Annotated in this window: 21 protein-coding genes; 14 read left to right on the forward strand and 7 right to left on the reverse strand. The window is 63.7% G+C overall.

The genetic code is table 11. From position 1 onward, the window contains the following. Positions 1 to 45: 45 nt before the first annotated feature. The gene (locus D5084_RS07365; protein WP_128514857.1) at positions 46 to 1095 is read right to left on the reverse strand and encodes a saccharopine dehydrogenase; all 1050 of its coding nucleotides are present in this window, start codon (positions 1093 to 1095) and stop codon (positions 46 to 48) included. Positions 1096 to 1246: 151 nt separating this feature from the next. Here D5084_RS07365 and rfbC point away from each other — a divergent pair, with 151 nt between their 5' ends. From rfbC to rfbA, 4 genes are read left to right on the forward strand one after another with little or no spacing between them, the layout of a single operon-like run. Continuing rightward, entirely contained in the window at positions 1247 to 1807 is a 561-nt protein-coding gene (gene rfbC / locus D5084_RS07370) for a dTDP-4-dehydrorhamnose 3,5-epimerase (RefSeq protein ID WP_128514858.1), read from the forward strand. Continuing rightward, positions 1804 to 2841: a dTDP-glucose 4,6-dehydratase gene (rfbB, locus tag D5084_RS07375; RefSeq protein WP_128514859.1), complete on the forward strand. Its 1038-nt coding sequence runs from the start codon at positions 1804 to 1806 to the stop codon at positions 2839 to 2841. The genes rfbC and rfbB overlap by 4 nt, the downstream gene beginning before the upstream one ends. Further along, a complete protein-coding gene (gene rfbD, locus D5084_RS07380) occupies positions 2838 to 3683 on the forward strand; it encodes a dTDP-4-dehydrorhamnose reductase (protein WP_128514860.1) in 846 nt (281 codons plus the stop codon). The genes rfbB and rfbD overlap by 4 nt, the downstream gene beginning before the upstream one ends. Further along, positions 3680 to 4552, forward strand: coding sequence for a glucose-1-phosphate thymidylyltransferase RfbA (gene rfbA, locus D5084_RS07385; protein ID WP_128514861.1), 873 nt, complete (start codon positions 3680 to 3682; stop codon positions 4550 to 4552). Before rfbD ends, rfbA begins: the two co-directional genes overlap by 4 nt. A 205-nt stretch (positions 4553 to 4757) precedes the next feature. Here the strand turns inward: rfbA and fliP are convergent, their stop codons facing one another. The 4 genes from fliP to fliF all read right to left on the reverse strand — a co-directional run bounded on the left by fliP (position 4758) and on the right by fliF (position 7948). Then, entirely contained in the window at positions 4758 to 5417 is a 660-nt protein-coding gene (gene fliP / locus D5084_RS07390; RefSeq protein WP_128514935.1) for a flagellar type III secretion system pore protein FliP, read from the reverse strand. Between the two features lie 62 nt (positions 5418 to 5479). Beyond that, entirely contained in the window at positions 5480 to 5749 is a 270-nt protein-coding gene (locus tag D5084_RS07395; RefSeq protein ID WP_128514862.1) for a FliM/FliN family flagellar motor switch protein, read from the reverse strand. A 7-nt stretch (positions 5750 to 5756) separates the two neighbouring features. Further along, positions 5757 to 6338: a FliH/SctL family protein gene (locus D5084_RS07400; RefSeq protein ID WP_128514863.1), complete on the reverse strand. Its 582-nt coding sequence runs from the start codon at positions 6336 to 6338 to the stop codon at positions 5757 to 5759. Then, positions 6338 to 7948: a flagellar basal-body MS-ring/collar protein FliF gene (gene fliF, locus D5084_RS07405; protein ID WP_128514864.1), complete on the reverse strand. Its 1611-nt coding sequence runs from the start codon at positions 7946 to 7948 to the stop codon at positions 6338 to 6340. The genes D5084_RS07400 and fliF overlap by 1 nt, the downstream gene beginning before the upstream one ends. Before the next feature lie 122 nt (positions 7949 to 8070). Here fliF and D5084_RS07410 point away from each other — a divergent pair, with 122 nt between their 5' ends. The 10 genes from D5084_RS07410 to D5084_RS07455 all read left to right on the forward strand — a co-directional run bounded on the left by D5084_RS07410 (position 8071) and on the right by D5084_RS07455 (position 17644). Further along, positions 8071 to 8550, forward strand: a complete 480-nt coding sequence (locus D5084_RS07410; RefSeq protein WP_128514936.1) for a flagellar basal body-associated FliL family protein — start codon at positions 8071 to 8073, stop codon at positions 8548 to 8550. A 10-nt stretch (positions 8551 to 8560) separates the two neighbouring features. Beyond that, entirely contained in the window at positions 8561 to 8953 is a 393-nt protein-coding gene (locus D5084_RS07415; RefSeq protein ID WP_128514865.1) for a hypothetical protein, read from the forward strand. Beyond that, entirely contained in the window at positions 8950 to 9513 is a 564-nt protein-coding gene (locus D5084_RS07420; protein WP_128514866.1) for a MotE family protein, read from the forward strand. Before D5084_RS07415 ends, D5084_RS07420 begins: the two co-directional genes overlap by 4 nt. A gap of 68 nt (positions 9514 to 9581) precedes the next feature. Then, complete coding sequence (motA, locus tag D5084_RS07425; protein WP_128514867.1) at positions 9582 to 10451, forward strand: flagellar motor stator protein MotA; 870 nt, start codon at positions 9582 to 9584, stop codon at positions 10449 to 10451. Next, entirely contained in the window at positions 10448 to 12610 is a 2163-nt protein-coding gene (locus D5084_RS07430) for a hypothetical protein (protein ID WP_128514868.1), read from the forward strand. The genes motA and D5084_RS07430 overlap by 4 nt, the downstream gene beginning before the upstream one ends. Positions 12611 to 12699: 89 nt before the next feature. Beyond that, the gene (locus D5084_RS07435; protein ID WP_128514869.1) at positions 12700 to 13371 is read left to right on the forward strand and encodes a transglycosylase SLT domain-containing protein; all 672 of its coding nucleotides are present in this window, start codon (positions 12700 to 12702) and stop codon (positions 13369 to 13371) included. A gap of 1 nt (position 13372) precedes the next feature. Then, the gene (flhA, locus tag D5084_RS07440) at positions 13373 to 15448 is read left to right on the forward strand and encodes a flagellar biosynthesis protein FlhA (protein ID WP_128514870.1); all 2076 of its coding nucleotides are present in this window, start codon (positions 13373 to 13375) and stop codon (positions 15446 to 15448) included. Continuing rightward, positions 15445 to 16227, forward strand: a complete 783-nt coding sequence (locus D5084_RS07445; protein WP_128514871.1) for a flagellar biosynthetic protein FliR — start codon at positions 15445 to 15447, stop codon at positions 16225 to 16227. Before flhA ends, D5084_RS07445 begins: the two co-directional genes overlap by 4 nt. Continuing rightward, a complete protein-coding gene (locus tag D5084_RS07450) occupies positions 16224 to 17303 on the forward strand; it encodes an EscU/YscU/HrcU family type III secretion system export apparatus switch protein (protein ID WP_128514872.1) in 1080 nt (359 codons plus the stop codon). The genes D5084_RS07445 and D5084_RS07450 overlap by 4 nt, the downstream gene beginning before the upstream one ends. Then, positions 17300 to 17644, forward strand: coding sequence for a hypothetical protein (locus tag D5084_RS07455; RefSeq protein WP_128514873.1), 345 nt, complete (start codon positions 17300 to 17302; stop codon positions 17642 to 17644). Before D5084_RS07450 ends, D5084_RS07455 begins: the two co-directional genes overlap by 4 nt. Before the next feature lie 82 nt (positions 17645 to 17726). On the opposite strand, the gene D5084_RS07460 is transcribed toward D5084_RS07455, so the two are convergent. Continuing rightward, a complete protein-coding gene (locus tag D5084_RS07460) occupies positions 17727 to 18227 on the reverse strand; it encodes a flagellar basal body-associated FliL family protein (RefSeq protein ID WP_128514874.1) in 501 nt (166 codons plus the stop codon). Continuing rightward, entirely contained in the window at positions 18227 to 18952 is a 726-nt protein-coding gene (gene flgH, locus D5084_RS07465; RefSeq protein WP_128514875.1) for a flagellar basal body L-ring protein FlgH, read from the reverse strand. Before flgH ends, D5084_RS07460 begins: the two co-directional genes overlap by 1 nt.

Below are 18952 nucleotides of genomic sequence, written 5' to 3' on the forward strand. Positions count from 1 at the left end.
TTTTCGAAAACTCTTGCAGATCTTTTCGAAAAGATCTGCGACCTCTCACACGCCCGCGACGTGCCTGTCGAATTCCACCTTGGCCCGCCCCCAGACGCCGGAGCCAAGGTCGTTCAGCGTCAGCAGCGACGGCAACAACTGCGCCGCATAGTCCTGCGACGACTCCACCGGCATCAGGCTGGGCAGATTGTCGATCGCCGTCACGTCCAGCGGCGGGTCGTCATGCACCCGCAAGGCCGGAACATCCCAATCCGTCGCCCGGTCATAGACCTTGATCGGCGAAAAGTCCGAGGTCGGATCGCAGGCGATATCCCCGATCACCGTCAGCTTGCGCGCATCCGTCTTGGCCGAGGCGGGCACGAACACCGGACAGCCCGGACGCGCAAGAATGCAGTTCAGGAAGATCTCGTGCTGCAACACTTCCGGGAAGGGCCCGCCGCTTGCCGTCTCGGCCATGTCCCACCGGGTGACCTCGACGCCCATCGCCGTGCAGAGGTCCGCCGCCCCCGTCCCCACCCGGCCCAGCGCGCCGATGATGATCGCCCGGGGCCGACCCAGCCCGGCCAACTCCTCACCCAGTTGCGCCAGCAGCGCCTCCTTCGACGCCACCTTCCTGACCGGCCCGGCAATCCCGCCCCGCTGCTGCGCCGCCCAGCATTTCAGCGAAACCGCAGCGCCGGCATAGCCCGCCCAATAGCCGAAGGCCGCCACCCGACGCCCGGTCTCGTCCACCAGATATTCCAGATCGTAAAGCGTCCCGCCGCCCGCCTTGAACCGCTGCAACAGCACCCGCCCCGCCGGTTGCCCCTTGTAGGCGTGGCCGAACATGATGTGCCGGTGCGTCAGCGGCGTGCCATCATCAGGCAGTTCCTTCAGCCCGAAGATGATCGCATCGGCAGGCGCCTTCGGCCACAGGTTCTCTTCCGCGATCTCGCAGCCCGCCGCCACATAGCCCTCCAACGGGATCGCGCGGACCGAGGACTTCTCCACCGTCACCCGGATCCCCGCCTTGACCAGCGCCGCCGCGCCCTCGGGCGTCAGTCCCACGCGCTCCTCGTTCGGCCGTTGTTCCGCGCGCACCCAAAGATGAGTCATGTCCCGTCCTTCCCCAGACTGCGGCCCTCGTGATAGCCCAGGATGCGACCCGGCAAAACCCCGCAAACAGACTGTTTCCCGGCCATCTTGGCTTGCATTGCGCCCCCGTTCGTCGCAAGTCTGCCGCAGCCGTGCCTTCCGAGTTTCGCCCATGCAGATTGACCCCACCGCATTGCCCGAGGTCCTGATCCTCACCCCCCGCCGCTTCGGCGACGCGCGCGGATGGTTCATGGAAACCTGGAACGCAGCGCGGATGGCGGATGCCGGGCTCGACCTGCCCTGGGTGCAGGACAACCACTCCTTCTCGGCCGCCAGGGGCACGCTTCGCGGCCTGCACTTCCAGTCCCCGCCCCGCGCACAGGACAAGCTGGTCCGCTGTTCGCGCGGCGCGATCCTGGATGTCGCCGTCGACATCCGCACCGGCTCGCCCACCTACGGACGCCACGTCGCCGTCGAACTGACCCCCGACAACGGGCGGCAACTCTTTGTCCCCAAGGGCTTCCTGCACGGCTTCGTCACCCTGACCGACGACACCGAGGTGCAGTACAAATGCTCCGACCTCTACAGCCCCGACCATGACGGCGCCGTCCGCTGGGACGACCCCGCGCTTGGCATCGACTGGGGCACCACCACGCCGATCCTGTCGGACAAGGACGCCCGGGCCCCTCTGCTCGCCGACATCGGCACCCCCTTCCGCCGGGAGCCGCAATGAAACTGCTCGTCACCGGAGGCTGCGGCTTCATCGGCTCTGCCGTCGTCCGCCTGGCCGTTGCCCGAGGGCACGAAGTGGTCAACCTCGACGCCATGACCTATGCCGCGAATGCCGCCAACGTGGCCCCGGTCGCCAGCTCCAACCGCTACAGCTTCGAACAGGCCGACATCCGCGACCGCGCCGCGCTGGACCGCATCTTTTTGACCCACAGCCCCGACGCCGTGATGCACCTCGCCGCCGAAAGCCATGTCGACCGCTCCATCGACGGGCCTTCGGACTTCATCGAAACGAACATCACCGGCACCTTCAACCTGCTGGAAGCCGCCCGCGCCCACTGGATGCGGCAGGGGAAACCCGACAGCTTCCGCTTTCACCACATCTCCACCGACGAGGTCTTCGGCTCCCTCGGCCCGGAAGGCCGGTTCACCGAGGAAACCCCCTACGACCCCCGTTCACCCTATTCCGCGTCGAAGGCCGCCTCCGACCACCTCGTCCGCGCCTGGCACGAAACCTACGGACTTCCCGTCGTCCTGACGAACTGCTCGAACAACTACGGCCCCTACCACTTTCCCGAGAAACTGATCCCGGTCGTCATCCTGAACGCGCTGCACGGCAAACCCATCCCGGTTTACGGCACAGGCGAAAACGTCCGCGACTGGCTGTATGTCGAGGACCACGCCGACGCCCTCCTCCTTGTGCTGGAGAAGGGCCGGATCGGCCGCAGCTACAACATCGGCGGGGAAAACGAGCGTCGCAACATCGACCTCGTGCGCACTATCTGCGCGCTTCTCGACGAGATGGCGCCCAAGGCCACGCCCTATGCCGACCAGATCACCTTCGTCACCGACCGCCCCGGCCATGACGCCCGCTATGCCATCGACCCCACCCGCATCCGCGAGGAACTGGGCTGGCGGCCAAGCGTGACCGTGGAAGAGGGCCTGCGCCGCACCGTCCGCTGGTATCTCGACAACGAAGCCTGGTGGCGCCCGCTCCTGAACCGGCAGGGCGTGGGCGAAAGGCTGGGCCGGGCATGAAGCTCCTCGTGTTCGGCAGGACCGGCCAGGTCGCGCGCGAACTTCAGCGCCTCGCCCCCGACGCCACCTACCTCGGCCGCGATCAGGCCGATCTGATGCACCCCGCCGCCTGCGCCGCCGCCATCGCGGCTTCGGACGCCGACGCCGTTATCAACGCCGCCGCCTGGACCGCCGTGGACAAGGCCGAGGCCGAGGAAGCCGCCGCAACCGTGGTCAACGGCGATGCCCCCGCCGCCATGGCCAGGGCCGCCGCCGCCAGGGGCATCCCCTTCCTCCACGTCTCCACCGACTATGTTTTCGACGGCGCGGGCGACCAGCCCTTCGCCCCCGACCACCCGACCGCCCCGCTTGGCGCCTATGGCCGCTCCAAGCTGGCCGGGGAACAGGGCGTGCGGGCGGCAGGTGGCAAGCATCTGATCCTGCGCACCTCCTGGGTCGTCTCCGCCCACGGCGCGAATTTCGTGAAAACCATGCTTCGCCTCGGAGCCGAGCGGGAGAGCCTCAAGGTCGTCGCCGACCAGATCGGCGGCCCGACCCCCGCCGCCGCCATCGCCGAGGCGCTGCTGACCACCGCCAGAGCCATGGCCGACGGCACCCCCGGCGGCACTCATCACTTCTCCGGTGCCCCCGACACCAGCTGGGCGGATTTCGCAAGGCGTATCATGGCCGAGGCCGGGCTTTCCTGCCGGATCACCGACATCCCGACCAGCGAATACCCCACACCCGCCAGACGTCCGCTGAATTCCCGCCTCGATTGCCGTGCATTCACCGCTGCATTCGGCCTCCCTCGGCCCGACTGGCGCGAGGGCCTGAAAGCGATCGTGAAGGAGTTGCGCTCATGACCCGCAAAGGCATCCTCCTCGCCGGAGGCACCGGCTCGCGCCTCTGGCCGATCACGCTGGGTGTGTCGAAACAGCTTCTGCCGATCTACGACAAGCCGATGATCTATTACCCGATCTCGGTCCTGATGCTGGCAGGCATCCGCGAGATCGCGATCATCACCACCCCCGAGGATCAGCCCCAGTTCCAGCGCCTGCTGGGCGACGGCAGCCAATGGGGCGTCAGCTTCACCTGGGTTGTCCAGGAACGGCCCGAGGGCCTGGCCCAGGCTTACCTCCTGACCCGCGATTTCCTGGCCGGAGCCCCCTCGGCGATGTGCCTCGGCGACAACATCTTCTTCGGCCACGGCCTGCCCGAAATCCTGCATCGCGCCAGCGGGCAGGCTTCGGGGGGCACCGTGTTCGGCTACCATGTCTCCGACCCCGAACGCTATGGCGTCGCGGCCTTCGACGCCGACGGCCGCGTCACCCAGATCGTCGAAAAGCCGAAGAGCCCGCCGTCGAACTTCGCGATCACCGGCCTTTATTTCCTCGATGGGCGCGCGCCGGACATTGCCGCCCGGATCAAGCCCTCGCCGCGCGGCGAGCTGGAAATCGTCGATGTCCTGGAACACTACCGCGCCGAGGGCAGCCTCCAGGTCGAACGCATGGGCCGGGGCTTCGCCTGGCTCGATACCGGCACCCCCGGCAGCCTCCTCGACGCCGGGAACTTCGTCCGCACCCTGCAGGACCGGCAGGGTATGCAGGTCGGCTCGCCGGACGAGATCGCCTTCCGCCAGGGTTGGATCGACCGCGCAGGCCTGGGCGAACGCGCCAGGGTCTTCGGCAAGTCCAGCTATGGCGCGCATCTGGACACCGTTCTGAAGGAATAGCCACGGCGCATCACCCTCGCGTCCAGACGGACACCTTTCGCCTTTGCCGCGTGTTTCCCCCGGAGCCTTTGCCGAACTTGTCGCGAAACAAGCCGGGACGGTTGCGTCGGAACCTGGGTTAACCAGACGTGAATGCCCGCAGCCAACCCATTGATTTCATTAACACCATGACTCGCGCCGCGCGTGGCGCGGGCAGTGTCACGGGTCAGAAATAGCTCCTTACCAGGGCCCCGGACACAAGAGCCCACCCGTCCGCAACCACGAAGAAGATCAGCTTGAACGGCAGCGAAACGACCGCGGGTGGAACCATCATCATCCCCATCGACATCAGGATCGCTGCAACGACCAGGTCGATGATCAGGAAGGGCAGGAAGATCATGAACCCGATCTGGAATGCCCGCTGAACCTCGGACAAAAGGAACGACGGGACCAGCAGCGACAGCGGCGCGTCAGTGGCCGTGATCGGGGTGGTGGATCGCAGGTCCTGAAGGGTCTGCAAGGTTTCCGGATCGACGCGTGCCGCCATGAAGACGCGGAACGGCGCGATGGCCGCCTGCAGGCCCGGACCCATCTCCATCGTCCCGTTGGTCATCGGTTCGATCCCCTTGACCCAGGCCTCGGTGAACACCGGGTCCATCACGAACCAGGTCAGGAACATCGCGAGGCTGATGATGAGCATGTTCGGCGGGGCCTGCTGCAACCCGATGGCCTGCCTCAGGATCGACAGCACCGTGACGATGAAGGGAAAGCAGGTCACCATCACCGCAAGCCCCGGTACGATCGACAGCACCGTGACCAACAAGAGCAGCTGGACAGACCGCAGCGACAGGGACTCACCTCCGCTACCGCCGAAGTCGATGGACATCTGCTGCGCGAGGGCCGGACCGGCCGCCAGCGTCAGGAAGATGGCGAGACCGACGCTAACCCTCACAGCCCGCCCCGCAGATTGGCAACCTCGGTCAGCCTGACGGCCAGCTGACCGGCATGTTCCCCTTCCAGTTCGGTCAGCTCTCCGCGCGCGATCAGCCGGTCGCCGACATAAAGCTCGACCGGATCATCCACCCGCCGATCCAGCTGCAGCACGGCGTCCTTCGACAGCCGCAGGAGATCGCGCACCAGCGGTCGCGCGCGACCGACCGAGATCGTCACTTCGATAGGCACCTGGCTGAACGGGTTCGTGTCGGCAATATCTTCCATGATGTCCTCAGGAGTTGAGGTTGAAAAACGCGCGGACCGCGATCGCGATGTCCGCCGTGGTCTGAGACAGGTCGACCTTCGTCTCGACCGTTCCAAACCGGATGTAGACCTGGCCCTCCGGCAGGGACGGCTCTTCTTCGATCACCATCGGCAATCCTGTCGCCTGAGTGATCAGGTCTTCGACCTGCCCGCGAACCACCGGGTTCAGCACCAGTGTCAGCGGCGCATCTGCAAGCTCTTCTGCCAGTGGCATCAGGGCTTCAAGCACCGTCGGGGCCAGGGCTTCCCGGGCTACTGCGGGAAGAAGGCGGCTGGTCATTTCGAGAATCAGCGGACGGAGTGCCTGCAGGACGTGGCTGCGCGCGTCCTGGAACGTGAAGGCGAGACTTTGCAGGTTTCGCGCCAGATCGGCACGGATGCGTGTCTGGTCGCCCTGCTGGGCCGCAACTGCATCGTCCCAACCGGCCGAATAGCCCTGTTCGAAGGACGCAACCTTGGCCTCCTCGACTGCAGCTATTTCGACCATCGGCTGTGGCGTGCCGTCCGCAGCGATCGCTGTATCAAAGACTTCCAGACGCAGAGCCGGCATCAGGCGCGCTCCTCTTCATGTTCCATCCAGCCGCGCAGGATTTCGATCGACTCGGTCTGACGCTTTTCGATAAGGCGCCGGAGCCGCGTTGCCGGGTCTTCCTCGGCCCCATCAGCGGAAGGTTCGCGGGTCACATCATTGCTGACATCCGAGAAAGCGCCGTAGTCGAAGCCGTTCTCGACCTCTCCGGTCAAGGCCATGTTGCCAGAAAGAACATTCGACGGTAGCGCCAGAGGTGCGGCCGGGGCAGGCAAGGCCGGGCGATTGGCAGAGGTCAGGATCGGCCGGATGACGAACAGCCCCAGGATCAGCGCCACCAGGGCAAGAACCGCCGTCTGAATGACCGTCATCACATCGATCTGACCGATCGGAAGCATGAGGCCGGAGCTTGCCTCGGTCCCGGGCGGCGCCGTGATCTCCTGGAACTCCAGGGACTTCAATGTCAGCACGTCACCACGGGCCTCATCGAGACCGACCGCAGATGCGACAAGTTCGCGCAAGGCCTGAAGCTCTTCGTCCGGGCGGGGGGCCCACGTCCTGGTGCCATCTGCGGCGATGGAGACCACGCCATCCACCATGACAGCGACCGTCATGCGGCGAACCGCCCCAGGGTTGCGCAGGATCTCGCGCTGGGTCTCGGAGACTTCGTAGTTGATCCGTTCGCGCGTCTCGGAGTTCTGGCTTTTGCCTTGCCCCCCAGAAGCGGCGTTACCTTGCGGCAGGTTCGAGGCCACCGTGACCTCGCCCCCAGGTTCGGTGCTGGAGCCGCTGCGCTCTTCGGTATCCGACGAGATCGCGACACGGCCCTGCGGGTCGAACTTGCGCTCGGTGATCGCTTCGCGTTCCGAGTTGAGGTCAATCGACACTTCCACGATCGCCTTGCCCTCGCCAACCCGAGCGGCAAGCAGTCGTTCGACGCTCCTCTTGATCGCAGCTGCGCGGTCATCCGCACTGCCGGCGTTGAACGCATCCGGCTCCGTGCCGCCGATCAGTCCCGCGACGGTGTCGATGATCTGCACCGCATCCGGCGTCATTCCGGCAACCGCACTGGCAACCAGGTGACGAACCGCGCGGGCCTGGGCCTCATCCAGATTGCCCGTGGTCGTGGTCAGCGTGACGGAGGCCGTCGGCTTTGCATCGGGCTGGAAGGCGCGGGTCGGCGCGCTGGCGATATGCACCCGGGCAGCCCTGACCTGGGGCAATGCCAACAGCGTGCGGGCGATCTCGCCCTCTTTTGCCCGCCAGTAGGCGGCATCGAACATCTGCGACGTGGTGCCGAAACCCGTCAGCGAGTCGAGCAGCTCGTACCCTGCGCCGCCTGCGGCCGGCTTGCCCTCGGCAGCCAGAGCCATGCGCAGGGCATCACGTTGACCGACATCGACCAGGATCGAGTCGCCCTTGATCTCGTATGCGACGCCACGCTGATCCAGCGCGGCAATCACCTCGCCCGCGGCAGAGGGTTCAAGTCCCGCGTAGAGCAGGCCCATTTCCGGCTGACCAGCCATCCTGCTCAGCAGCAGCACTGCGGCAAACATGGCGGCTGTCGCGCCCGCAATGATGACGCGGCGGCGCAGGTCCAGCGAAGTCCAGATGGCGATCAGGTTTTGCAAGACGATTCTCCGGCTCCGGCGTTCTGCCGTGGCCTCACCTTTCTTCGGTTCGCCTTAACAATCGGTTAGTGACCTTACGTCTATGTTCGCTCTCATCCGGATGTGAGGAACGAAACATGGCAATGGCAGAAGCCGCAGTGGATGAGGCTCCGAAGAAGCGGTCGAAAAAGCCGCTTCTCCTGGGCCTTGTCCTGGCACTGGTCCTTGGCGGCGGCGGGTTTTATGCAACCTTCGCAGGCCTGATTCTCGGCGGGCATGATGGTGGGAACCCGAACGCGGAGAGCATTCCAGGCCCGCTGACGGGAATTGCGTTTGTGCCGCTTGACACAATCGTGGTCTCGCTTGGCCGCAATTCGGGCAGCGAACATCTGCGGTTCACCGCCCAGCTTGAGGTGGTGGATTCGGCGGCAAAGGATGTCACGACGCTGACTCCGCGCATCCTTGATGTCGTGAACAGCTATCTGCGCGCCATAGACACGGCATCGATCGAGGACCCCCATGCCATGGCGCGACTACGTGCGCAGATGCTGCGGCGCATTCAGGTCGTTACCGGCGAAGGCCGGGTGCGTGATCTGCTGATTACCGAATTCGTGCTGAACTAGGGCGGACGTCATGGAACTGATCTCGGATATCCTTTTGATGGCAGGCTCTTTCGGGGCAGCAATCTATTGCTATGTCCTGTCAACCCGGCTGAAGAAGTTCACCACGCTTGAGACGGGAATGGGCGGGGCCATTGCGGTGCTGTCCGCCCAAGTGGACGATATGACCGTGGCGCTGGAAAAGGCCCGCGGGGCTGCGAACGGATCTGCCGAAAGTCTCGAGGCCCTGACCGCACGTGGGGAAGCCGTGGCGCGCAAGCTGGAGCTTCTGGTCGCCTCGCTGCATGATCTTCCGGAGCCGAAGGTCACGCAGAAACCTTCCGCAGCCGATACCCCGGAGGACGAACGTCGACTGCGGTTTGTCCGTCGCCGCGCGCCCAGGGATGAGCTGGAGGCTGCCGAATGAGCCGCAGGATGGGACAGGGCACCTTGTTCGTCGTCGCGATGCTGTTCGCGTCATCCGGCGCCCTGCGGCTGGGGTCCGGTGTGGGGTCTGCCCTTGCAAATGCGCAGGCAGAGACCGCACCCACTGCTTCGGAGCCCGAGCCTGCCTCCTGTGAAATGCCCGGCGCCCTGGCCGAGGCCCTGTCTCTGCGCGAAGATCGCGTTGCTGCGAAAGAAGCCGCCCTCAAGGATCGGCTGGCCGCTCTGGCTTTGGCTGATGCCGCCATCACCAAACGCATGGAAGAACTGCGCGCGGTTGAAGAAGAGCTGAAGGCGACGCTCGCTCTGGCAGATGGTGCGGCCGAGAAAGACATCCAGAGGCTTACAGCCGTCTACCAGGCCATGAAACCAAAGGATGCTGCCGCCCTGTTCGAGACCATGTCGCCCGATTTCGCAGCCGGGTTCCTCGGTCGGATGCCCCCGGACTCTGCGGCGGCAATCCTGTCGGGCATGTCATCGGAAGCCGCCTACCGCATCAGCGTCATCGTGGCCGGTCGAAATGCCGGCGCTCCGAAGAACTGATGTCGGTCAGAGAGTCTTAACTCCGGCCCCCGATACTGGCCGCAACGAAATCGGAACTGGACTGCATCATGCTTGGCTTCGTCGGCATCGCCGTCATCCTCATCATGGTATTCGGCGGCTATGTCCTGGCTGGCGGAAAGATGGGCATCATCCTGAAAGCCTTGCCTTTCGAGATGATCATGATCGGCGGCGCTGCCATCGGGGCCTTTCTGATCTCGAACGACATGGCTGCGGTCAAGCACACGCTCAAGGACATCGGCAAGGTCTTCAAGGGGCCCAAGTGGAAGCCTGACGATTATCGCGATCTGCTGTGCCTGCTCTTTGAGCTGATCCGCCTCGCGCGCGCGAATCCCGTGGCGCTGGAAGAGCATATCGAGTCGCCGGAGACCTCTGCCATCATCGGCAAATACCCGCGGATCCAGCACGACCACGAGGCGATGGAGATCATCTGCGACACGCTGCGCGCGGCGTCCATGAACTACGACGACCCCCACCAGGTCGAGGAAGTTCTCGACAAGCGGATGGAAGCAACCTTGCACCACGCCATGCACTCCAGCCACGCCTTGCAGACGGTGGCTGACGGGCTGCCTGCGCTGGGGATCGTGGCGGCAGTTCTGGGTGTGATCAAGACCATGGGCGCTATCGACCAACCGCCGGAAGTACTGGGCAAGATGATCGGCGGAGCTCTTGTCGGAACGTTTCTCGGGGTCTTTCTGGCCTACGGCCTCATGGGGCCCTTTGCCTCACGGGTGAAATCCGTGGTCGAGGAAGACATCCACTTCTATCAGCTTATCCGGGAGGTCCTGATCGCAAACCTGCATCGTCATCCGGCCAATATCTGCATCGAAGTCGGCCGCCAGAATACGCCGCATCACGTTCGCCCCGGCTTCAGCGAACTGGAAGAGTTCATGCGAAATCTCAAGCAGGACGCCGCATGATCCGCAGTCTGGCTTTCCTGCTGGCGATGTCCAGCGCTGCATCCGCCGAAACCGCCCGGGTCTATTCGGGAGATCACGGCACCTTCACGCGCCTTGTGGTCGAACTCCCTGCCGCAACCGAATGGAACGTCGGTCGCACCACCAACGGCTATGCCTTTGCGATAAGGGGTGAGGCGCAGCCGGACTATGACCTTTCGGGCGTCTGGCAACGGATCTCGAAAGCGCGGGTATCCGCCTTGCAGGTCGACCCCAAGACCGGAGCCTTGCAGCTGTCCCTGGCCTGCGATTGTCATGTCTTTCCCTTCGAGTATCGCCCCGGCGCCATTGTTCTGGACATCAAGCCGGGACCACCCCCAACCGGTTCAGTGTTCGAGTCGCCGTTTGACGACGCGCCGGGAACCAGTGCAGTCACCCAACTGTCGGATACCGCCGGGCGAGGCGCGACCTACAACTGGCTGAGCGAGGCGACGCGTGATCCGGCTCGACCCTCTGCGACCTTGCCTCTGCCCCTTCCCACGGGAAAGGTTTCACTCGATCCCCTGCGCAATGCCTTGCTTGAACAGATCGCCCGGGGCGCAGCGGACGGGATCGTTGACATGGGTCTGCCCATGCCCAAGCGGCGTCCCGTCGGACAAGGACCGGACGAACTGCCCTGGTCCAGCGTCATGCTGGGTGAACATCCGGGCCTTCAGGTGCGGGATCCGGATGCCTTCGTTGCGGGGTCGGAACCGGCTGGCAACTGTCTGGCGGACGGTCTTCTGGATATTGCGGCCTGGGGCGGGGATGGCTCTGCGCTGGATTTGCTCGCCGCTGCGCACACGGGCCTTTACGGCGAGTTTGACGTTGCGGATCCAGAGGCCGTGATAAGATCCGTGAGGTCACATCTCTTTCTCGGCTTTGGCGCCGAGGCATTGCAGATTTCTGAACTTGCCAAGGGTGCGTCGGGAGACGACCTGATGCCCTACTACCAGTCGATGGCACGGATCTTGGATGGGGACACTGATCCCGGCACACCTTTTGCGAAGATGCTTGACTGTGATGGTCCGGCAGCCCTGTGGGCCGCGCTGGCCCATGATCGGTTGCCAGCCGGAAAGGGCGTGAACCGCAAGGCCATTCTTCGGTCCTTTCTGGCGCTTCCGCCGCATTTGCGGGCCCATCTGGGCAGCAGCCTGGCTGAAAAATTCATTGCGCTTGGTGACTCTGATGCCGTCCGCACCATTCGAGATGCGATGGAACGGACACCGCATGTCGACACCGCAACGGTCGCGTTGCTGGACGCTGAACGGGAATTGAACCAGGGCAACGCGGACGCGGCACAGGCGCACGCACGGGAAGTCATTTCCCTGGAAGGCAACGCGGCAGAAGGGTTTGTCGCCCTGGTCGAAGCCCATTTCCAGAAGCTGGCGCCTGTCGGTCCCGACGTCGCCGAGGCGCTGATTTCGGGCCGCGGAGAGGCACGCGGGACCGGACTTCTCGGCAAGGTAGATCGCGCCATTGTCCTCGCCCTGGCGCTATCCGGACAAATCGAAGCCGCGTTCCAGCACGAGAGCGCTACGGGTGATACTCTCGTCGACCTATGGAGAGTGGCCTTGGCACTTGCCACCGACGACGATTTCCTGCGACACGCGGTTCTGCCTGCTGACGGGGTGCCCTCGCAGGTTCCCGCTGACCTCAGACTGAAGGTCTCGCGGCGGTTGGTGTCGCTTGGTTTTCCCGATGCTGCCCTTGCCTGGCTGGGCCCGACGCGGCCGGACGATCCATCTGACCGCCGACTTGTTGCAGCCGAAGCCATGCTGGGCCTTGGCGATGCGCGGTCGGGTCTGGCCCTGCTGGACGGACTTGCCGGGCCTGAGGCTGAAGGACTCAGGGCACAGGCATTGCTTCAGTTGGGCGATCTGCGTGCCGCCGAAGAGGCGTTGTCTGCGTCAGGGCAACCCGACGCCGCAGTGAGGACGAACTTGTGGGAAGGTGACTGGTCCAGACTTGACCCCGCGACACCGGAACTCTGGCAGACCGCAGCAAGCCTGACGCAGCCAACCGTCGCGGACGCTGCAAGCGGGCTGCTCGGCCGCGGCGCGCAGGCGCTCGAAGCAAGCGTCGCGTCACGAGAGGCGATCGAAGCACTGCTGACCAACGTCGCTCGGCCGGATGCAGACTGATCCCGGTAACCCCCCGGAAAGATTCGCCAGCTAGTGTTCAGTCGGACCCCGGCAGAACGCCCGGAAGAACAACGACGAAAAGGAAGAACATGGCCTTCGGAAACCGGTATCCGACCTTCGGCGTCCTGTTCGCATCTTCCTACCTCCTCGCAACACTGCCAGGATATTCCCTCGGCGATCCGGCGGCCCTGTGCCGCGAGGCGGCAGCCCATGCCGCAGCGAAAACGGGGGTGCCGTACGATGTGTTGATTGCCATCGCGACGGTTGAGACGGGACGAAACAATCAGCCTTGGCCCTGGACGGTGAACTTCGCAGGCGAGGGCCACTGGTACGACAGCGCAGCAGACGCAGCCTTGAGCGTTCAGCAGGCGCTGAGCACCGGTGCCACCAACATTGACATTGGGTGTTTCCAGCTGAACTACCGCTGGCACGCAAGGGCCTTCACATCCGTCGAAGATATGCTGGACCCTGCACGAAACGCGATCTATGCGGCTGAGTTCCTGTCCCGGCATTACGCAAATACCGGGGACTGGGCGCTGGCAGCTGCGGCCTATCATTCCGGCACTCCGGAATACGCCAGGGCGTATCAGAGCAAGTTCGAAGAAACCTACGATCGTCTCGGCGCTTTGCCGGCTCCGGCCGAGCCATCGGTCGAAAAGAGGCGCAACGGATTTCCTCTCCTTGTCGCCGGAGCAGCCGGACAGAATGGCTCGCTGTTTTCGTCGACATCGGGTGGCCGTCCACTGATCGGGACGCCCTGACATGACTGGCGGCCTCTCGATGCAGACGATCTTCCGCCCCACGATCCTGTTGGCCATCGGGCTGATGGCCGTCATCGTGATGATGGTCCTGCCCGTGCCGTCCTGGATGCTGGATATCGGCCTCGCCCTGTCCTTCGCCCTTGCCATCCTGATGTTGACGGTCACGCTCTTCATCGACCGACCGCTGGACTTCTCGGCCTTTCCGACGATCCTGTTGGCCTCGCTGTTGCTGCGCCTTGCGCTGAACGTGTCGTCGACCAAGCTTATCATCGGTCAGGGGCACACCGGGACCGATGCCGCCGGCCATGTGATCGAAGGCTTTGCCCATTTCATCATGGGTGGTGATCTCATTCTAGGCCTGGTGATCTTCATCGTACTGATGATCGTGAACTTCATCGTCATCACCAAGGGCGCGGGGCGGATGGCAGAAGTCGGTGCCCGATTCGCCCTGGACGGGATGCCAGGTCGACAACTGGCGATTGACGCGGATGTGTCGGCAGGGGCCATCGACCATGCAGAGGCCAAGCATCGCCGCGAACAGGAGATGGCCGAGACGAATTTCTTCGGCTCGCTGGACGGCGCCTCAAAATTCGTGAAGGGCGACGCAATCGCCGGTCTGATGATCACCGGGCTGAACATCATCGTCGGGCTGATTGTCGGGCTCGTGGTTCACGGAATGGAGCCGAAGGTCGCATTCGAGACCTACACGATCCTGACGGTGGGGGATGGTCTGGTCAGTCAGATTCCTTCAGTCATCATTTCGGTCGCCGCGGCCCTTCTCCTTGCCAAGGGTAGCCAGAAAGGCGCTGCGGACGTCTCGTTCTTTGCGCAACTGGGCCGCTATCCCGGAGCGTTGGGAACAGTGGCCGCTCTCATGGCGCTCTTTGCCCTGGTGCCTGGCATGCCCTTCCTGCCCTTCATCGTGGCGGCGCTGGCACTGGGGACGGTGGCGTTCTTTCAATCGCGCCCGAAGCCCGGCGCTGTCGAAGCCACGGCCCCCAGTCAGGAGCCGCAGAAGCCCCGGTCGATCGGCGACATACTCGACTTCGACGATATCCACATCGAGTTTGCTCCCAACCTTGTCGCGATGGTCCTGGACCCGGCAACGGGACTGGACAGCAGAATTGCCAACATGCGCAATCACGTTGCAACCGCTTTCGGGATCATCCTGCCCGAGATCCGGCTGACCGACGAAAGCTCGCTGCCTCCGGGACAGTATCGTATCCGTCTGCAAGGGGTGGAAAGGGTCTCGGACCGGCTTTATCCGGACCGTGTCCTTGTGCTGCTGAGCGACGGAATTCCCGCACCGGAGGGCCTTGACGCAAAGGAACCGGTCTATGGTGCCCCGGCGCGATGGATCCGCCCCGACCAGCAGGAAGATGCCGCGCTGTCGGGTCTCACCGTGGTCTCGCCGACAGAAGTTCTGGCGACCCACTTGCTGGAGGTGCTGAAGGCAAATCTGTCCAGTCTGCTGACGCTGCGCGGGCTTCGCCGACTACTGGACGAGTTTGTGCGGCTCTCCGACCCTGCGCGCGCAGAAGCAAACCGCCGCCTTCTGGACGACCTTCTGCCCGAAAAGGTGCCCATGGACCTCCTGCATTCAGTCCTACGGCTTCTTCTGGATGAAAAAGTTTCGATACGGAACCTGCCCCTCATTCTCGAGGCCATCGCAGAGGCCCGCAGTCTGGGTACGCCGGAGGCGATCTGCGAGCATGTCCGACAAAGGCTTGGCTTTCAGATCGTTGCCGAGTTGAAACGGCCGGACGGCTCCATTCCGCTGATCCAGTTGGCGCCTGACTGGGAGAAGGCCTTCACGACCTACCAGATCGAGGGCGAACGCGGTCAACGAGACATTGCCCTACCGCCAGAGCTTTTCGCACGTCTTGCCAACGGTTTGACCGACCGCGCCAATCGCGCTGCAGAGACCGGAGTCTATCCTGCCCTTGTTACCTCGGTCAGCCGCAGGCGGTTTCTGCGCACCGTGGTCCAGGCCAAAGGTCTGCAGATGCCCGTTCTCTCCTATGAAGAGATCGGCACGGGTGCCCGGCCAGCCCTTCTGGGGCAAGTGCCGACATGAACGGGATCATCGAAGCCCTTGCCGGCCTGCTCGATCTGGCAGACGGCCTGGCATGGGCTGCCGCCCTGGCCTTCATGAGAATTGGCGCAATGGCTGCCCTGATGCCTGGCATTGGCGATCCTGCAGTGCCGCAACGCGTGAAACTGGCGCTGATCGTCGCCCTGACCGTGGTCCTGTCCCCGCTTCTGGCCGATCGCCTTTCGACGGCAGGCCTTGAACCGTCCTTCCTGTCGCTTGGCGGTGAGGCCATCGCGGGGCTCATTCTTGGTGTCGGACTTCGGTTGTTCCTTGTGGCTCTGCAGACAGCGGCCTCTATCATCGCTCAGGCGACGACTCTGTCACAGCTTTTCGCCGGAACCGCCCCCGATCCGCAACCTGCCATGGGCAACCTTTTCCTGATCGCAGCGATCACCCTGGCAATGACCACCGGACTGCACGTCAAGGCGGCCGAGCTTCTGCTGCTGTCCTATGAGATTCTTCCGGCCGGCGGACCACTGTCGGCCGCCGACGCGGCGGATTGGAGCCTTGCCCTGATTGGTCGGACATTCAGCCTGGCTTTCACACTGGCGGCACCCTTCGTCATTGCGTCGATGATCTACAACCTGGCACTGGGCGCCATCAACCGGGCCATGCCGACCCTCATGGTCTCGATGGTCGGCGCGCCAGCCCTTACCCTGGGCGCGCTGGCGCTGCTTGCTGTGGCCAGCCCCTTTCTTCTTGCAGCCTGGTTGACGGCCTTCTCGGATCATCTTGCCCAACCCTTCGCGACGGCCCCATGAGCAGCGAGGAAAATGACGGGGACAAGCAACACGAGGCCTCCCAGCAGAAGCTGGACAAGGCGCGCAAGGATGGCGACGTTCCAAGATCGGTCGACCTGCAGACCGCAGCGTCGACCGGGGGTTTCCTGCTTGCCCTGATTTCTTTCGGGAGCTGGGCAATCATGAAAACCGGGACAGCCGGTATGGTCGTTCTGGATCAGTCCGATCGCCTGGCCAAATTGGTCGCGTCTGGTGGCGGCGGAATTGTCGGTGGTCTAATCCTCGGTCTTGCCGGGCCCCCCATTGCCCTTCTCACGATCGCTCCGATCCTGGTCATTGCGCTGTTGATCTCCAGCCGAGGTCTTATCTTCGCACCAAAAAAGCTCGCGCCGCGCCTGTCGCGCATATCGCCACTTGCCGTAGCCAAGCAGAAGTTCGGCTTCGAGGGACTCATGGAGTTTGGAAAAAGCGCGACCAAGCTGATCCTGGTGTCTGTCGTCCTTTATCTTGTCCTTGCCGGCCGGATTGCTGAGGTCGTGGCCAGTCTCTACCTGAGCCCGGCGATGTCGGCCGCGTTGATGGCAAGACTGCTGATGGAATTTCTGTTCATCCTGTTTCTGATTCAGCTTGCGCTGGGCGGTGCAGATTATCTTTGGCAGATCCATCACCATCGCCAGAAACTGCGGATGTCACGCAAGGAGATGCTGGACGAATTCAAGGAGAGCGAAGGCGATCCACACTTGAAGTCGGCTCGCCGACAGCGCGCCCAGGAGGTGGCCACGAACCGCATGCTTTCGGACGTCGCGACTGCGGATGTCGTCGTGGTGAACCCGACACACTATGCAGTCGCGTTGAAATGGGATCGCAGGAAAGGCGGGGCCCCGATCTGCGTTGCCAAAGGTGTCGACGAGGTAGCCCGGAGGATCCGCGAGCGCGCTGCGGAGCATGGCGTCCCGATTCACAGCGACCCGCCGACAGCCAGGGCCATCCATGCGACCGTCGACATCGGCCAGGAGATCCGGCTTGAGCACTATCGCGCGATCGCCGCCGCGATCCGGTTTGCTGATGCCATGCGCAGAAGGGCACGGAAGAGATGAGCAAAGCCAGGGAATTGTCGCGTCTTGCCGAGCTTGCGCAATTGATGCTGGACCACAAGCTTGGCGTCCTGAAGGAAACGTCAGATCGCCTTGAACAAAGCCGCCTGCAGCGGTCCGCCCTCGATCAGGCACCACCGCCGGTGGAGCTGGAACCGATCCTGTGCTCCAAGGTCGGGCTGGACTACGAGCGATGGGCAGATGTGAGGCGCAGCGAACTTAACCTCGTCATAGCGCGTCAGACCGCAGCGTGGATCGAGGCCCGCGGCGATGCCCAGACGGCATTCGGGCGCGTCCAGGCGCTGCAGAGGCTGGCGGAGAAGCTTGAACGAAGTCGGCAATGAGGTGCGTCGTCCGCCTACCCTGCCTTGCCGTGCGCAGGCGATCGCCCGCTTGCCGTGCCGGGTTCAGCGGAGCGACCCTGACCTAACCATCCTGCCGGGCGATATCCGTGATCAGAACATCCGAGACCACTGGCCCGAGAACAAGGGCCGCGGCTTCCTTCAGATTGGTTCGCAGGACCAGAAGATTGGCACCGTCGGTGAACGAACCGGAGAAGCCTCCGACATTCGCATGATCGAACAGAACCCGCAGGAATGCATCGCGCAACTTCGGTTCGCGCTGGTAGACGGCTTCGGTGTTGCCGGCTGCAACCTCCAGCGACAGTGAGAGCACGATCATCGAGGCCACCCGACCATCCTTGACCACCGGCACAACGAACTGGTTGTTCATCTTGACATATTCCGGTGCGCCTTCTTGCGGCTCGCTCGCTTTGTGGGCGTCTCCTTCCGAATGCTGACTGTCCTCTGATGACGACCCATCCGCGGCAGGGGACTGATCTGGAGCTGGGCGCAAGACCAGCCCGGCTGCAACGCCGGCACCCAGGCCGATCAAAGCGAGAAGAATGGGAAGAACCTTGCGGAGCATCAGAAGGGCATCACGATATCGGCAACCTGCTGGCCGTAGGTCGGCTGCTGCATGTCGGTGATCTGCCCCCGGCCGCCGTAGGAGATGCGGGCGCCGGCGATCTTGTCGTAAGTGATCTCGTTCTGCCGGGAGATGTCTGCGGGACGCACATATCCGGTCACGATCAGTTCGCGCATTTCGAAGTTCACACGGACTTCTTGCTGGCCTTCGATCTTGAGAACACCGTTTGGCAGTTTCTCGACAACCGTTGCAGCGATACGAAGCGTGATCTTTTCCTTGCGGGCCACCGAGCCCTGGCCCTTGAAGGTGGACGAGGAACTGCTTTCGTAAGCATTGGCCAGGCTGGCGCCGTCGGGCAGCATGGCGTCCACACGTTGCGGGATTCCCATGAGCTCCGGCAGACCGGAAGTCTGCTTTCCGTTGCGGCTGCGGCCCGTGGAGTTCGAGATCGACGCGCTGTCATCAATCTGGATGACCACGGTCAGGATGTCGCCGCGCTGCGCCGCACGGCGATCTCCGAACAACGAGTCGGTTCCGGCGGCCCAGAGCGACGATGCGTCGGTATCCGAAGCTGGCGCGGCGTCCTCGGGCAAGGTCGCCGAATACATGGCATACTGCTGGTTCGAACCGTCCAGACTGGAAAACTCCGGGGCACGGCCCACTTGTTCAAGCTTGCCGCAGCCGGCAAACGCCAAGGCCACCAGCATCAGTTTTGGTTTCATCAT

Source organism: Tabrizicola thermarum (assembly GCF_003574395.1).
GTDB classification, from domain to species: Bacteria; Pseudomonadota; Alphaproteobacteria; order Rhodobacterales; family Rhodobacteraceae; genus Tabrizicola; species Tabrizicola thermarum.

Excerpts from the sequence above, each read along its gene's own strand:
- D5084_RS07365 (WP_128514857.1), bottom strand. The coding sequence starts at position 1,095 with ATGACTCATCTTTGGGTGCGCGCGGAACAACGGCCGAACGAGGAGCGC.
- rfbC (WP_128514858.1), top strand. The coding sequence starts at position 1,247 with ATGCAGATTGACCCCACCGCATTGCCCGAGGTCCTGATCCTCACCCCC.
- rfbB (WP_128514859.1), top strand. The coding sequence starts at position 1,804 with ATGAAACTGCTCGTCACCGGAGGCTGCGGCTTCATCGGCTCTGCCGTC.
- rfbD (WP_128514860.1), top strand. The coding sequence starts at position 2,838 with ATGAAGCTCCTCGTGTTCGGCAGGACCGGCCAGGTCGCGCGCGAACTT.
- rfbA (WP_128514861.1), top strand. The coding sequence starts at position 3,680 with ATGACCCGCAAAGGCATCCTCCTCGCCGGAGGCACCGGCTCGCGCCTC.
- fliP (WP_128514935.1), bottom strand. The coding sequence starts at position 5,417 with ATGTCCATCGACTTCGGCGGTAGCGGAGGTGAGTCCCTGTCGCTGCGG.
- D5084_RS07395 (WP_128514862.1), bottom strand. The coding sequence starts at position 5,749 with ATGGAAGATATTGCCGACACGAACCCGTTCAGCCAGGTGCCTATCGAA.
- D5084_RS07400 (WP_128514863.1), bottom strand. The coding sequence starts at position 6,338 with ATGCCGGCTCTGCGTCTGGAAGTCTTTGATACAGCGATCGCTGCGGAC.
- D5084_RS07410 (WP_128514936.1), top strand. The coding sequence starts at position 8,071 with ATGGCAGAAGCCGCAGTGGATGAGGCTCCGAAGAAGCGGTCGAAAAAG.
- D5084_RS07415 (WP_128514865.1), top strand. The coding sequence starts at position 8,561 with ATGGAACTGATCTCGGATATCCTTTTGATGGCAGGCTCTTTCGGGGCA.
- D5084_RS07420 (WP_128514866.1), top strand. The coding sequence starts at position 8,950 with ATGAGCCGCAGGATGGGACAGGGCACCTTGTTCGTCGTCGCGATGCTG.
- motA (WP_128514867.1), top strand. The coding sequence starts at position 9,582 with ATGCTTGGCTTCGTCGGCATCGCCGTCATCCTCATCATGGTATTCGGC.
- D5084_RS07430 (WP_128514868.1), top strand. The coding sequence starts at position 10,448 with ATGATCCGCAGTCTGGCTTTCCTGCTGGCGATGTCCAGCGCTGCATCC.
- D5084_RS07435 (WP_128514869.1), top strand. The coding sequence starts at position 12,700 with ATGGCCTTCGGAAACCGGTATCCGACCTTCGGCGTCCTGTTCGCATCT.
- flhA (WP_128514870.1), top strand. The coding sequence starts at position 13,373 with ATGACTGGCGGCCTCTCGATGCAGACGATCTTCCGCCCCACGATCCTG.
- D5084_RS07445 (WP_128514871.1), top strand. The coding sequence starts at position 15,445 with ATGAACGGGATCATCGAAGCCCTTGCCGGCCTGCTCGATCTGGCAGAC.
- D5084_RS07450 (WP_128514872.1), top strand. The coding sequence starts at position 16,224 with ATGAGCAGCGAGGAAAATGACGGGGACAAGCAACACGAGGCCTCCCAG.
- D5084_RS07455 (WP_128514873.1), top strand. The coding sequence starts at position 17,300 with ATGAGCAAAGCCAGGGAATTGTCGCGTCTTGCCGAGCTTGCGCAATTG.
- D5084_RS07460 (WP_128514874.1), bottom strand. The coding sequence starts at position 18,227 with ATGCTCCGCAAGGTTCTTCCCATTCTTCTCGCTTTGATCGGCCTGGGT.
- flgH (WP_128514875.1), bottom strand. The coding sequence starts at position 18,952 with ATGATGAAACCAAAACTGATGCTGGTGGCCTTGGCGTTTGCCGGCTGC.